This is a genomic window from Bradyrhizobium sp. WSM4874 (genome assembly GCF_055811835.1).
In genome coordinates, this window is the sequence record NZ_JBVVPR010000006.1 from 1 (window position 1) to 13058 (window position 13058).

The 13058-nt window shown below is 64.7% G+C and carries 16 protein-coding genes and 1 tRNA gene; 8 read left to right on the forward strand and 9 right to left on the reverse strand.

Annotated elements, in window-relative coordinates; genetic code table 11:
- Nucleotides 1-193: 193 nt before the first annotated feature.
- Entirely contained in the window at nucleotides 194-493 is a 300-nt protein-coding gene (locus tag AC0L3P_RS08025; protein ID WP_473301525.1) for a hypothetical protein, read from the reverse strand.
- A 111-nt stretch (nucleotides 494-604) separates the two neighbouring features.
- Between AC0L3P_RS08025 and AC0L3P_RS08030 the strand changes: the two genes are divergently transcribed.
- Nucleotides 605-769 (forward strand): ribosome modulation factor, encoded by a 165-nt coding sequence (locus AC0L3P_RS08030; RefSeq protein ID WP_275170187.1) that lies wholly within the window; start codon nucleotides 605-607, stop codon nucleotides 767-769.
- A 2-nt stretch (nucleotides 770-771) separates the two neighbouring features.
- Here the strand turns inward: AC0L3P_RS08030 and AC0L3P_RS08035 are convergent, their stop codons facing one another.
- Complete coding sequence (locus AC0L3P_RS08035) at nucleotides 772-1302, reverse strand: gamma carbonic anhydrase family protein (RefSeq protein ID WP_473301526.1); 531 nt, start codon at nucleotides 1300-1302, stop codon at nucleotides 772-774.
- A gap of 88 nt (nucleotides 1303-1390) precedes the next feature.
- The gene (locus AC0L3P_RS08040; RefSeq protein ID WP_007611845.1) at nucleotides 1391-1720 is read right to left on the reverse strand and encodes a DUF6949 family protein; all 330 of its coding nucleotides are present in this window, start codon (nucleotides 1718-1720) and stop codon (nucleotides 1391-1393) included.
- A 221-nt stretch (nucleotides 1721-1941) separates the two neighbouring features.
- On the opposite strand from AC0L3P_RS08040, the gene AC0L3P_RS08045 reads away from it, so the two are divergent.
- Nucleotides 1942-2649 carry a hypothetical protein gene (locus AC0L3P_RS08045; RefSeq protein ID WP_473301527.1) on the forward strand — a complete coding sequence of 236 codons (708 nt, stop codon included), beginning with the start codon at nucleotides 1942-1944 and terminating at the stop codon, nucleotides 2647-2649.
- Nucleotides 2650-2804: 155 nt separating this feature from the next.
- Here the strand turns inward: AC0L3P_RS08045 and AC0L3P_RS08050 are convergent, their stop codons facing one another.
- The 3 genes from AC0L3P_RS08050 to cysE form a co-directional block, all read right to left on the reverse strand.
- Nucleotides 2805-3995, reverse strand: coding sequence for an FAD-binding domain (locus tag AC0L3P_RS08050; RefSeq protein WP_473301528.1), 1191 nt, complete (start codon nucleotides 3993-3995; stop codon nucleotides 2805-2807).
- A gap of 94 nt (nucleotides 3996-4089) precedes the next feature.
- Nucleotides 4090-4308 carry a DUF3126 family protein gene (locus AC0L3P_RS08055; RefSeq protein ID WP_007602550.1) on the reverse strand — a complete coding sequence of 73 codons (219 nt, stop codon included), beginning with the start codon at nucleotides 4306-4308 and terminating at the stop codon, nucleotides 4090-4092.
- Between the two features lie 149 nt (nucleotides 4309-4457).
- Nucleotides 4458-5282 (reverse strand): serine O-acetyltransferase, encoded by an 825-nt coding sequence (cysE, locus tag AC0L3P_RS08060; RefSeq protein WP_007602549.1) that lies wholly within the window; start codon nucleotides 5280-5282, stop codon nucleotides 4458-4460.
- A gap of 275 nt (nucleotides 5283-5557) precedes the next feature.
- On the opposite strand from cysE, the gene AC0L3P_RS08065 reads away from it, so the two are divergent.
- On the forward strand, nucleotides 5558-6931 hold the full coding sequence (locus tag AC0L3P_RS08065; RefSeq protein WP_473301529.1) for a hypothetical protein: 1374 nt from the start codon (nucleotides 5558-5560) through the stop codon (nucleotides 6929-6931).
- Here the strand turns inward: AC0L3P_RS08065 and AC0L3P_RS08070 are convergent.
- Both AC0L3P_RS08070 and AC0L3P_RS08075 read right to left on the reverse strand, forming a co-directional pair.
- Nucleotides 6917-7672, reverse strand: coding sequence for an alpha/beta fold hydrolase (locus AC0L3P_RS08070; RefSeq protein WP_473301530.1), 756 nt, complete (start codon nucleotides 7670-7672; stop codon nucleotides 6917-6919). The genes AC0L3P_RS08065 and AC0L3P_RS08070 overlap by 15 nt on opposite strands.
- A gap of 35 nt (nucleotides 7673-7707) precedes the next feature.
- Nucleotides 7708-8844, reverse strand: a complete 1137-nt coding sequence (locus AC0L3P_RS08075) for a hypothetical protein (protein WP_473301531.1) — start codon at nucleotides 8842-8844, stop codon at nucleotides 7708-7710.
- A 304-nt stretch (nucleotides 8845-9148) separates the two neighbouring features.
- Between AC0L3P_RS08075 and AC0L3P_RS08080 the strand changes: the two genes are divergently transcribed.
- Together AC0L3P_RS08080 and AC0L3P_RS08085 are read left to right on the forward strand one after the other, a co-directional pair.
- The gene (locus AC0L3P_RS08080) at nucleotides 9149-9394 is read left to right on the forward strand and encodes a zinc-finger domain-containing protein (protein WP_007602543.1); all 246 of its coding nucleotides are present in this window, start codon (nucleotides 9149-9151) and stop codon (nucleotides 9392-9394) included.
- 19 nt (nucleotides 9395-9413) lie between these two features.
- Nucleotides 9414-10616 carry an FAD-dependent monooxygenase gene (locus AC0L3P_RS08085; RefSeq protein ID WP_275170181.1) on the forward strand — a complete coding sequence of 401 codons (1203 nt, stop codon included), beginning with the start codon at nucleotides 9414-9416 and terminating at the stop codon, nucleotides 10614-10616.
- A 15-nt stretch (nucleotides 10617-10631) separates the two neighbouring features.
- Here AC0L3P_RS08085 and AC0L3P_RS08090 read toward each other — a convergent pair whose 3' ends face one another.
- Nucleotides 10632-11048, reverse strand: a complete 417-nt coding sequence (locus AC0L3P_RS08090; protein ID WP_473301532.1) for a twin-arginine translocation pathway signal — start codon at nucleotides 11046-11048, stop codon at nucleotides 10632-10634.
- 172 nt (nucleotides 11049-11220) lie between these two features.
- On the opposite strand from AC0L3P_RS08090, the gene AC0L3P_RS08095 reads away from it, so the two are divergent.
- From AC0L3P_RS08095 to AC0L3P_RS08105, 3 genes are all read left to right on the forward strand, one after another.
- A tRNA-Leu gene (locus tag AC0L3P_RS08095) sits at nucleotides 11221-11309 on the forward strand.
- A 156-nt stretch (nucleotides 11310-11465) separates the two neighbouring features.
- Nucleotides 11466-12716, forward strand: coding sequence for a multidrug effflux MFS transporter (locus AC0L3P_RS08100; RefSeq protein ID WP_473301533.1), 1251 nt, complete (start codon nucleotides 11466-11468; stop codon nucleotides 12714-12716).
- A 53-nt stretch (nucleotides 12717-12769) separates the two neighbouring features.
- Complete coding sequence (locus AC0L3P_RS08105; protein WP_354058453.1) at nucleotides 12770-12913, forward strand: hypothetical protein; 144 nt, start codon at nucleotides 12770-12772, stop codon at nucleotides 12911-12913.
- Nucleotides 12914-13058: the final 145 nt, after the last annotated feature.

Consider the following 13058-nt stretch of genomic DNA (forward strand, 5'->3'; position numbering starts at 1 on the left):
GGCCGAAACCGCCCCGCGCCTGGGCCGCCTGTGGGGCCGACAGCCCGATTGCCGCGACGGCCAGCGCCGCCATCATCATCCTGCGTAACATCACTCGATCCTCCGCGTGGACACGCTCCACGCTCAAAGCAGGACCAAGCTAGCGTCCGCTGGGCATTCGGGACAGCCACGCTGCCTCACTTCCGCGCGAGCATCAGCAGCCGCGGCAGATGCTCTTGAGCTTCTTGTCGAGGAGCCGGTTCTCGGCGTTGACGGCGGCATCAGTGCTCCCGCCTGCACCGGTCCCGGTGGTGGCGCCGGGTGCATTCGCACCGGACGATTGGGCCGTACCCAGACTGTTGGTGCCAGGCGCGGGAGCCGGAGAGTTGGCCACACCTCCGGCCGATCCCGCAGAGCCGCCGGTGGCTTGCGCGAACGATACGGCCGGCATCGCGGCAAGGGCGAAGACCAGGATCACGGTCTTGATTGAACGGGTTGTGGGCAATGCGGCCATTTAAATTCTCCTTCGCCGGTCAACCGCCGCAGCAATGACCGGTTCCGGAACAAATGCCGTCGCATCAGCTTGAAACCGGGAAGGCTCCGGAAACAGAAAGGCGCAGTCACGATGAACGATCGCGATGCTTTTGCAGAAGGCGAACGCGCGGCGCGTCAAAACATTCCGGCGGAAGCCAATCCGTACCAAGACGGCAGCGACGAGCATGCCCTTTGGTCCGCGGGGCACGAGAAGGTCGCAACCGCAATAGAAGCGCGCGAGTCCGAGGGAAACTGAGCTCACCCGATCCGCTTGAGGCCTTTCGTGAAGCGCGGGCCGTTCGCGACGTAGAACTTCGCCGCGCTGCCCATCTTCTGCACCTGGGCGTCGTCGAGCGTGCGGATCACCCGCGCCGGCGAACCGATGATCAGGGACCGTTCGGGGAACTCCTTGCCCTCGGTGATGACGGAGCCGGCGCCAACGATGCTGTTGCGGCCGATCCTGGCGCCGTTCATCACGATGGAGCCCATGCCGACGAGAGCGCCCTCCTCGATCGTGCAGCCGTGCAGGATGACGTTGTGGCCGACCGTACAGTTCCTGCCGATGTGAAGCGGAAAACCGAGATCGGTGTGGCAGGTCGAGCCGTCCTGCACGTTGGACCCCTCGCAGATCTCGATCCACTCATTGTCGCCGCGCAGCACCGCGCCGAACCAGACGCTCGCGCCTGGCTTCAAGCGCACGCGGCCGATCACGGTGGCGGTCTCCGCGATGAAGTAGTTGCCGTCGGCGGGAAGATCGGGCGCCTGCCCGTCGAGCTCGTAGATCGCCATGAGGGTCTCCTGTCGCGTCAACCCCAGCCATAGCGAAACGGCAGCCTCGACGCAAAGGGCCGCCGCGCAGGCGACCCTACAGCGCTCATCAGACCAGAACGCCGGCCGCGCGGAGCGTCATCAGGAAGAAGGTGCCGCTCATCATGCTCCAGAAGCCGGCGATGACGGTCGCCATCATCACGAATTCGACGCGACGGCTCTCCAGCTGCCTGCCGCGCAGGGTGTTGCGCATGATGATGAAGGGCGCCGCGAACACCAGAAACGGAACCGCCGCGAAGGTCTTCGGCGCCACGCCGTCCTGCAACAGACCGAAGCCGGCGGGCCGCTGTGCGACCGTCTGGTATCCGCTCACGAGCGCCCCCGCGAGCGCGAAACCGATGCCTATCGAGAAGAATGTATTGAGAGCTTCAGGTGTCATCGGAACGGTCCGCCCTTACGCAACGCCAGAGCCTTCCTGTGACAAAGAGTGCCGGTTAACGCTACATTATCCTTAAGGGAAGGTTAACGCCGCCGGCCGTTCCACGCAGGCCTCTCTCCCTTCCCTGCAGCCGGTGAACGCTCCGCGAAATCGCCGCCACGTGGCATATTCGCCGCTGATTCGTCGGCCATCGGCCGACTTCCGGCTCATTCGCGCGGCTCATGACACTGTTTTCGGCAATCTCCCCTCAGTCCCCCCGGACGCGCACCCGGGCCCACGTGGTCCCGATCGTACTCGGCGGCATTGCCGCGGTGTGTGCCGTCGCGCTCGTCGCCTATTTGTTGTGGCCGACTTGGGGCCCGAGCGGCGCGAGCGCCCCGGACAAGCTGCCGGTGAGCGTCGGTGGCACGCTGTTCAACCTGCCGACCAACGCGATCCGCATGAAGATCCAGCGCCACTCCGGGCCGCAGGAGCGGATCGACCTCGACTTCCTGTACCCTTCGCTGGAGCCGCCGGGCGCGCCGAAGCACGTCACCGCCGACAGCGTGGACGCGGCGATGCAGCCGATCGACCGCATCTTCCTGTCGATCGCCGCGCATCGCGATGCGCTCTCGCCCGAGCAGCGCACGGCCACGATCTATCCGCGCTATCTCGACCAGGCCGCGGCAATGCCCCAGGACGGGCTGACGATGCGGATGTTCCGCGCCGACACGCCTTACGCCAGCGAGGATCTCTATTCTGCCGCAAGTCCCGCGCTGACCGCGCGCTGCACCCGCGATGGAGCGACGCCCGGCATGTGCCTCGCCGAACGACGCGTCGGCGGCGCCGACCTCACTTTCCGCTTTCCGCGGAGCTGGCTGTCGCAATGGCGCGATGCGGCGGAAGCGATGGAGAAGCTGACCGCGCAGTTGCGGGGACCAAAGGGGTAAGCGGCCCCGAGCCTCCAAAACAAAAACTGCGAAAACAACCCCATGCACAGTAGCCAAGTGCCTGGCATGACGTCGTATTTTCGAAGCCGGCTTTGGGAAAACTCGCCCCCTCCGACAATTCGTCTCTTTCGAAAAAATTCAATGCCGCAGGCAATTCAAACGCCGATCTCCTTGTGATCGCGCCAGCGATAAGTCGGCAGATCCAGCTTGTCGGCAAGGTCTCGACCGATGGCGAGTCTCGCCGCGCCCGGCAACGAGAACGCCTTCACGACCTGATTGCGAAACCACAATCCCCATGACGTCCGCGGCGCAAATGCCGCGGCGAAGCGCTCCGCTCCGCGCTGCTTGGCGCCGATATAGCTGCGAAGGCGGGTCTCATAGGCGCTGAATGCTTCCTCGTGGCGCCCGTCGGCGCGTGCGAGTTCTCCCGCAAGCACATAGGCAGAGATCATGGCCAGAGCCGAGCCCTGCCCGGCGACGAGCGAGACGCAGAACGCAGCGTCTCCAATCAGCGCGACGCGGCCTCGCGACCAGCCGTCCATCCTGATCTGGCTGACCCGGTCGCAATACAAATCGTCTGCGCGCTCGAGTTCGTTCAGAATGTCTGGGCATTCCCAGCCGGCGTCGCGATAGAGATCACGCAGCTGTGCCTTTGCGGCAGGCCCGCCTGCATCGCCGCGAAACACGAAGAGGAACAAGGTGCGATCATCGCACAGCGCGAAACGGCCAATCATCCGGCCCGGCCGGTTGTGCATCAGATACACATTCTCGTCGCGACGACGATAGCCGCGGGTTTCGAATGCCGCGACGCCATAGCCGAGATTTCTTTCGAACGTCCCGATGGAGCAGAACGCAAGGCTGCGCACCTGCGAATGCAGGCCGTCAGCACCGACGACAAGATCGAAACGTCGGCTCCCGCCGCGCCGCAACTGGACGTCCACCCATTCAGGCTGCTGCTGCAGGCCAACGATCTCCTCATCGAAGATCGTTTCAACACCATCGCGGACCGTACCATATAGCAGGCGCGACAGATCGCTTCGTGCCAGAGTCACGTAACGCCCGCCTGTGAGATCGTCGAGGACGTTCGTACCAAATCCGGCGATACGCCGGCCGCGATCGTCGACGATCCGCATTTCCCTGACGCGATAGCCGGCGCTTTCGATCGCCGGCAACAGCCCCATCCGCTCGGCGATGTCGTAGCCCAGTCCCCAGAAATCGATCACGTAGCCGCCACGACGAAGCGCGGGCGCGCGTTCAACCAGCGTCGGCTCGTAGCCTCCAGCACGCAGCCAGTACGCAAGCGTCGGCCCGGCAATCCCCGCCCCGGAGATCAGGACTGTTCGCATGGATGGAATGTGGGAGGAGCGCCGGCCGATCGCACCGCGGCGTTCAGACACTAAATGGTGAGGGCGGGAAGTTCCGCCTCACCATAGGGTCGCATCACTCCTGATCGACGAGATCGTCCTCGAGGATCGCCATCTGGAACTGGAACGAGCGATCATCGTCCTCGTCGTCGACGAAGAGCACGCCGATGAATTCCTCGCCGATATAGACCTCGGCGGAATCATCCTTCTTCGGCCGCGGCACGACGCGGATCTTGGGATTGCCGAATACGCGCTTCAGGTACGCGTCGAGCTTCCTAACTTCCTTGACGTCCACGGCAAGTCTCCAATCGAAATCTGGGTTGCGCGGGTTTTAGGACGAGACGCGACCAACCGCCAGCATGAATTGCCAAAGAATTTTGGCGACGAAAGGGGTCGAAAACCCGCCCTTCCGACGAGCTCAATGTCCCGTCTTAGAGACCCATCTCAAAGTCCCATGGCGTTGATCATCTGATCCATGGTGCGCGACGGCTCGGCGCAGCCGGCTTCGCCGACGACCTTGGCGGGCACGCCTGCGACCGTCACGTTGTGCGGCACGGGCTTGACCACGACCGACCCCGCCGCGATGCGCGCGCAATGACCGATCTCGATATTGCCGAGGATCTTCGCGCCGGCACCGATCAGGACACCGTGACGGATTTTCGGATGACGGTCCTCGTTCTCCTTGCCGGTGCCGCCGAGCGTGACCCCATGCAGGATCGAGACGTCGTCCTCGATAAGTGCCGTCTCACCGCAGACGAAGCCGGTGGCGTGATCGAGGAAGATGCCGCGGCCGATGCGCGCGGCGGGATTGATGTCGGTCTGGAATACTGCAGACGCCCGGCTCTGCAGATAATACGCAAAATCCTTGCGGCCCTTCAGATAGAGCCAATGCGCTAGGCGGTGGGTCTGGATGGCGTGGAAGCCCTTGAAATAGAGCAACGGGTCGATGAAGCGCGAGGTCGCGGGGTCGCGGTCGTAGACAGCGACGAGATCGGCGCGGAAGGCGTTGCCGAGATCGGGATCGTCGCGCAACGCCTCGTCATAGGTCTGGCGCACGAGATCGCCCGACAGCGCGGAGTGATCGAGCCGATCGGCGACACGATGAATCACCGCATCTTCCAGGCGGCTGTGATGCAGCACCGTCGAATAGATGAAGGTCGCAAGCTCCGGCTCGCGATGGACGATGTCCTCCGCCTCGCCGCGGATCCGATCCCAGATCGGATCAAGCGTTGCGAGCTTTCCTCCCGGATTGACCTGATGCACTGCCATGAGATCTGCTCTTTCGAATTGGCTCGTTTCGTTGGTTCTATAACACAGTCTAGGCGACAAAGTCCTGACGGGCTTGCCTGAGAGTGAACAGTGCGTTGTCCCGCCAGGGCATGCCAACGCGTTGAATCACAACAGTTTCTCCCGACACCCCGGGCCGCGAGGTCGGCTCAAAATGGTCAGGGTTTTGCCAAATTCAAGCCGGGCGGCGTCAAACTATTGGTGAATTCCGCATCAACCGTTATTGCAGGCATGGTCCGAGTGAGGACGGAGCGGATTTGACCATCACCACCGATCATGCGCGCGCGGGCGCCGTGGGCTCACTTTGGCTGCGGCTCGCCGCGGTCGCCCTGCCGCTCCTGATGATCGCGCCGGCGTTCTGGAACGGCTATCCGCTGTTGCAATGGGATACCGGAGGCTATCTGGCGCGCTGGTACGAGGGCTATCTCGTCCCGAGCCGCTCCACCGTGTTCGGCATCTATCTGCACTATGGCGAGAATTCTGGTTTCTGGATCAACCTCGCGGTCCAGTCGCTGGCGACGCTGTGGCTGTTGCAGCTCACCTTGCGCGTGCTCTCGATGATGCAGACATTCCGCTTCGTCGCGATCAGCGTGCTCTTGATCCTGTCGACTGCGCTGCCCTGGCTTGCGAGCATGTTGCTCACCGACATTTTTGCAGGCCTGTCGGTGCTGTCGCTATTCCTGCTGGTCATCGGTGGGCAGCGGACCTCGGTGCTCGAAAAAATCTCGCTGTTCGTCTTCACGGCCTTTGCCGCCGCGACCCACAGCGCCACGCTCGGCGTGCTGCTCGGTCTCTGCGTCGCCGGCTGGATGGCGCGGCCGTTGCTGGGGCGCCGGCTTCCGATCGCCGGATTGGCTCAAGCGAGCCTCACCATCGTCGCCGGCGGCCTGATGCTGGTATCGGCGAACCATGCCTTGTCGGGCAAATGGGCCTGGACGCCCGGCGGCACCGGCGTCGCCTTCGGCCGCATGATGCAGGACGGCATCGTTGCGCACTATCTCAATGACCATTGCCCGCGCGAAAAGCTCAAGCTCTGCCCCTATCGCGACCAATTGCCGGCGACCGCCGACGAATTTCTGTGGGGCAAGAGCATGTTCAACACGCTCGGCCGCTTCGAAGGCATGAACGACGAGATGGGCACCATCGTCGTGGGTTCGCTCGCCGACTATCCGGCCTGGCAGGCCGGCGCGGCGTTGCGAGCGATGGGCCAGCAATTGCTGCATGTCGCGACCGGCGAAGGCACCAATGGCTGGATCCCGCACACCCGCGGCATCATCGAACGCTATATCCCCTCACAGGCAGCGCCGATGCGCGCCGCGCGCCAGCAGCACTGGGCTCTCGATTTCGACACCATCAACTGGCTGCACGTGCCCGTCGCGCTGGCCTCGATGCTGGCGCTGGTCGCGCTGCTCGCCCATGCGCTCGCGAACCGCCGGGTTGACGACCTGACGCTGCTGGCGGCGACGGTGACTCTGGCGCTGCTCGGCAACGCTTTCATCTGCGCCGTCATCTCCGGCCCCCATGATCGCTACGGCGCGCGAATGGTGTGGGTTGCGACCTTCACGGTGCTGATGGCGCTGGCGCGGGCGTTCGGCGACGAGGCGGCGGACGAGACCTCAGCCGCGGCGTGACAGGAAATCGAGCACGCCTGATTTGTAGACCTTGTCGCCGACCGCCCGCATGTGGTCGCGATTCGGAATGTCGAGCACTTCCGAACCCGGGATGATGGCGCCGAGTGCGCTGGCCGAACCCGCGACGTCGTCGCTGCTGCCGACCGCGATCAGCACGGGCACGTCGATGCGCGCGGCTTCGTCCTTCGTCATGAGATCGCGCGTGCCGCGCAGGCAGGCGGCCAGCGCCTTGCGGTCGGAACGGGTTTGGTCTGCAAATGCGCGAAACGTGCGTCCGACGGGATCGGAGACGTCGTCGAGCGAGGGCGCTTCCAGCGCCTTCGCGACGTTCTCGCCGGGGCCGGTGCCCTCGATCAGGCCGCCGATGCCGATGCCGCCGAGGATTGCCGAACGCAGGCGCTGCGGCTCCTTGAGGGAGAGCCAGGCCGTCATCCGTCCGCCCATCGAATAGCCCATGAGATCGGCCTGCGGGATGGCGAGGTGATCCATCAGCGCGAGCACGTCGCCGGCCATGGTCGGGATCGAGTACTGCGCGGGCTCGTAGAGCTTGTCGCTTTCGCCATGGCCGCGATTGTCGAGCGCAATGACGCGGCGGCCGTTCTTGCGCAACTCCGAGACCCAGGTCGGATAGACCCAGTTCACGTTCTTGCTGGAGGCAAAGCCGTGCACCAGGATGATCGGATCGCCCTCGCCTTCGTCGAGATAGGCAATTTCAACGGCGCCGTTGTGAAAGCTCGGCATCATCAGTTCCGCAAATCTTGAGGTGAAGAGGTACCTTAGGCCGAGACGGCAGCGCGTGCCAGAACGGCTTCGGCGGAGATCCGGGCCTGGCGAAGTCGCCGCGCCCGTCTGCGATCGCACCAGGCCTGGGTCAGGCGCTCCGTGGTCGCCTTGATCGAAGACAACAGGCCGAACAGCGTCAGGGCTGCACCGAACAGCCAGAGTGCAAGATTGAACGCACCGCCGATCAGCAGCAACGCGCCGCGGCCGAGCAGCTTCAGGATCGCGCGCGTCTTGCCGCCCTGCACTTCCGCGAGCCGCACCACGCGTGCGACGTCCTTCGGACCTTCGGCGATGCGCAAGCTATCCATCGCGCCGCGCGTGCCGGTCTTCTCGACCACGCGCGTGACATCCTTGCCAAGCCGAACCAGGGCGCCAGCCTTCTCGGCGCGGAACGCGGCCTTGATTGCGCTCAACGTTTGGCCCGGCCGCAGCACGGAGCCGGAGGCAACCGCGTTCTGCAGCATCGGCGTATCGACGACCTCGCGCGCGGACCGGCCGGCCCAGGCCGCCAGTCCCTCGCCCAGCCGGCCCACCTTGCGCGCGTCCTTCACCAGCGTCAGCCCGGCACGAACCGGCGCGGCACCACCGACGGAGACGTAGGTCACGGCCGTGACCGCGAGACCCGCGGCCGCAAGGCCCAGCACCAGGCGATCGGTCTCCTCGCCCATGGCGAGGTGCTTGCCCTCGCGCACGATGTCCCTGATGTCGCCGATGACGAAGAGATCGCCGGCCACGGTTCCCGACAGGCTCGCAACATCGTCCGCGCTGCCGGTGACGAGGCCGGCGGCAAACCGTTTTGCGAAATGTGAGGTGGAGTTTTCGGCTTTGACTGCGTCGCTGACACGGCTCAGGAGGTCGTCAGGCAGCGCGATGTTGCGGTCGCGCGCCAACGCGACAAAACTGTCGGCGAGATCGGCATCGCCCGATCCGAGCGCGGCCTCGATGTTGTCCTGAATCAGGCGGTCGTTGTGCCGCAGCAGCGCGTCGAGCTTAATCTCGGAGAGCGCGGCGGGATCGTCCTGGGCGGCCAGAATCGCGCCGGCCTCGCGGGCATGCGATGCTACCTGCGCGAGCATAAAGCCGCAAGCCACGATACCGGTCAACGCTGTGCTGATTCGCAACCACTTCATGCGGAGAGCCTGGACGGTCCTGAGATCGTTGACGTCTGACGGTTCGTCTTTCGTCGCAATTACGCTCGTCCACAGACATAGTATGCCAAAATTGCGACACAACGTCCCCGACGAAAGAAGGGCTTCTCTCAGGCCGCAAGATTGTGTCGAATTTGCATGAGCAAATGAGCATGGGGCATTGCGGAGCTTTCGGTTCCGCTGGACTAGCAATCATCTGTACCCGCCAGTATGGTCCGCGGCGCCTTAATAATGCCGCGTCAGTCGTGATTGTGTCTGCCGCCATTGCCACTCCAGGATGAGTACGATGTCCGACCATGTCGTCCCGCACTTCCACAACGATGCCGGTGTCCCCGTCATCGAGATCGGCTCGCAAGAGTTCATGTGCGTGGGCGCCAACCCTCCGTTCGATCATCCGCACGTCTTCCTCGACCTCGGCAATGACAACGAGATCATCTGCCCCTACTGCTCGACGCTGTACCGTTTCGCCGCCGACCTGAAGGCGGGCGAAGCCCGTCCGCCGGAATGCGTCCTGAAGGACAAGGTGGCCTGACCGCTTCCATCGGCCAGGGGTGGCGCTCTCCCGAACGATTGTCATCGCCGGTGCCGGCATAGGTGGACTGACGGCTGCGCTTGCGCTCGCGGCCCGCGGCTTCCGCATCGTGGTACTGGAAAAGGCCGAGCGGCTCGAGGAAGTCGGCGCCGGTCTGCAACTCTCTCCCAATGCCAGCCGCGTGCTGGTCGAGCTCGGCCTCACCGAGCGCCTCAAGCTGCGCGCCGTGATCCCGGAGGCGGTCTCGATCATGAGCGCGCGGGCCGGCGGCGAGCTATTGCGCATGCCGCTGGGAGAAGCCGCCGCCGCGCGCGCCGGCGCCCCCTATTGGGTGGTGCACCGCGCCGATTTGCAATCCGCCCTCGCTGGCGCAGTCTCCGACCATCCCGATATCGACCTGAAACTTGGTGCGACCTTCGAAGACGTCGCGCCTCACGCCAAGGGGCTGACGGTCGTCCATCGCAGCGGCACGATCCGGCGCAGCGATCTCGCCAGTGCGCTGATCGGCGCCGACGGCATCTGGTCGACGGTGCGCCAGCATCTGTTTCCCGAGGTGCAGCCGCGCTTTTCCGGGCTGATCGCCTGGCGCGGCACGCTCGATGCGACGCAACTGCCGAAGGACTACACCGCGCGCCGGGTCCAGCTCTGGATGGGCCCGAATGCCCATCTCGTCGCCTACCCGATCGCGGGCGGACGCCAGATCAACGTGGTCGCGGTGCTGCCGGGCACCTGGAACAGACCGGGCTGGAGCACGCCCGGCGATCCCCGCGAGGTGATGGACGCCTTCGCCGCGCCGAGCTGGCCGCCAGCGGCGCGCATGATGCTCGCCACGGTCGATAGCTGGCGGAAATGGGCGCTGTTCGGCGTGCCCGACGACTGCCCCTGGAGCAAGGGCCCGGTCGCCCTGCTCGGCGACGCCGTGCATGCGATGCTGCCGTTTGCAGCCCAGGGCGCCGGCATGGCGATCGAGGATGCCGCGGTGCTCGCGCAGCATTTGAGTCTTGAGATCGCCGAGAGCACGGCGGGCATCACAGCTGCGCTGAAACAATACGGCCGTATGCGTCAGGCGCGCGTGCGGCGGGTGCAGCGGACCGCGCGGCAGCAGGGCCGCATCTATCATTTCACTGGGCCGCTGGCCTACGCACGCGATCTTGCGGTCCGCGCGCTCGGCCCGGAACGCATGCTGGCACGGCAGGACTGGATCTACGGTTGGCGGCCCTGATGCGAGGCGCTGGTTTCAGCGCACTGCTCGTGTCGATTTCGGGCCAGGCTTGATCGGGCCAGGATTGGCGGCCGGCGTCGCCTCGGGCGGCGTTTCCCGGCACTTGTTGCGGCTCCAAGCGTCATCGGCCATCTGCGCCTGCCCGCGTACCGCGATGTATTCGTTGCGATAGGCAAGCTCCGACACGACGGCGCCGCCCGCGCCGGTCTGTGCCTTGTCCATCAGTCTCTGCAAATCACCGGTTCGGTTGGCGAGTGACTTGCGCTCGCCCTCGAGCTGCTTGCAATCGTACAATTCGTACCTGGCGGGATCGGCAAATGCCGGGGCGACGGTCTCGCTCATGCCTGCGCAGCCGGACAGCACGAAGCCGGCCGCGAGCAGCGCGACGGCCACGCAGCACGTGCGCAGGCGATATTGGATCAAGGCGGCCATGTCGGATGAATAGTCCCCGTCGATTGAGAATGCCTAAAGCAACAACAGATGTCCGGATTGAGGCTTTGCCTTGTGCCGCCGGCTCGCCTAAGGAAGAACCGCCCTTCCGGCCTGCAAATGCCAATTCCAGACCGCCGGTAAGGGACTTAAGTGACTGATCTCGTTGGATCAAGCGGGCATGGCGGAATTGGTAGACGCAAGGGACTTAAAATCCCTCAGTGCGCAAGCACTGTGCCGGTTCGATTCCGGCTGCCCGCACCACGAGCGCTGCGCGGATGCCCCCCAAGGCCGCGGCCGCGAGCACTGATACCTCATCATTTCTGTCCGCTCCTGTACCGCCTGCCAGCCATCCCGAAACATCGCTTGTGCAACGCAGCATCGGAGGTAGACAAGGGCCTCAAATCAGAGGTGAGCTTCTTGTCCGACGTCAATGCCGACGATTGGGTGTCCACGGGACACCGACCGATGGGTTTCCCCGAATTCGTTATCGTGATCGCGTCGATCATGGCGCTGAATCCGCTTGCGATGGACATGATGCTCCCGGCGCTGCCCAATATCGGGTCGGCCTTCAATATCCCCGTCGCCAACCATCTTCAGCTTGTGCTGTCGACCTTCCTGATCGGCTTTGGGGCGGGGCAGTTCGTCATGGGTCCGCTGTCGGATCGCTTCGGCCGCCGCCCGGTGCTGCTCGGCGGGATGGCGGTCTATGCCGTGGCGAGCGTGCTGGCGATTGCCGCGCCGTCGTTCGAAACGCTGCTGCTGGCACGCGCACTGCAGGGCTTCGGCACCTCGGCGACGCGCGTGATCGCGACCTCGATCGTGCGCGACTGTTACGTCGGCCGCCGCATGGCGAGCGTGATGTCGCTTGCGATGATGATTTTCATCGCCGTGCCCGTGATCGCCCCCTCGTTCGGACAGGCGGTGCTGCTGGTGACGCAATGGCGCGGCATCTTCGTCGTGCTGATGCTCTACGGTCTGCTCGCGCTTGCATGGTCCGTGCTGCGGCTTCCGGAGACCTTGCCTGAGAGCGAACGCAGGTCACTTGCGCCGGCCGACGTGCTCACGGCCTATTGGCAGACCGTGACCCATCGCCAAACCCTCGGCTACGCGCTCGCCGCCGGTAGCGTCATGGGCGCGCTGTTCGCCTACGTGTTTTCGGCTCAGCAAGTTTTTGTCGGCATCTATCATCTCGGCCATTATTTTCCGCTCGCCTTCGCCGCGATCGCGGCCGGCACCGCCATTGCCGGCTTCCTCAATGCAAGATTCGTCGGGACCCTCGGCATGCGCGTGATCTCGCACGGCGCGCTGACACTCTACACCGCGGTGGCGGGCGTGATGCTGCTGACCGAAAGCCTCGGCGCGTTGCCGCTTCCCCTGTTCATGGTGCTCTCGGCACTCATGATGTTCTCGTTCGGCATGATGGTTGCCAACTTCACCGCACTCGCCATGGAGCCGCAGGGCCACATCGCCGGCACTGCGTCCTCGCTCTACGGCTCGATCACCACGCTGATCGGCATCGCCGTCGGCATGGCGATCGGACAAAGCTTCGATGGCACGTTGCTGCCGTTTTCGATCGGTTTCTTCGTGTCGTCACTCGCCGCGCTCGCGATCGTGCTGGTGGTGGAGAGGGGACGGCTGTTCAAGCCGCATCATCGCGCCATCGGCTGAGGAACTTCGCGGCGCTCTCGATGTTGTACTGCAACATTCGAGAGGAAGGCGAGATGGAACAAGAGAGCAGATTCGATCAGCCCGCGCGCGAGATCGAACGGCCCGCCCCGCGGCAACCAGTTTCTGAGCAGCAGCCGGACAGAAACCTGCCGTTCGCAGGTGAAGGGCTCGAGCAGCTGCGCGACAGCCACTGCTAGAAGAGGTCGAGCCAGTACCGCTTCATGGAAACGGGGGGGGGGGGGGGGGGCGGGGGGCGGGGGGGGGTGTTGGGAGAGGGGGCGGGGGGCGGGGAAGCCACGGGGAGGGAGAGCAAGAAAAAGGGGGGGGGGGCGCGGGGCGCCC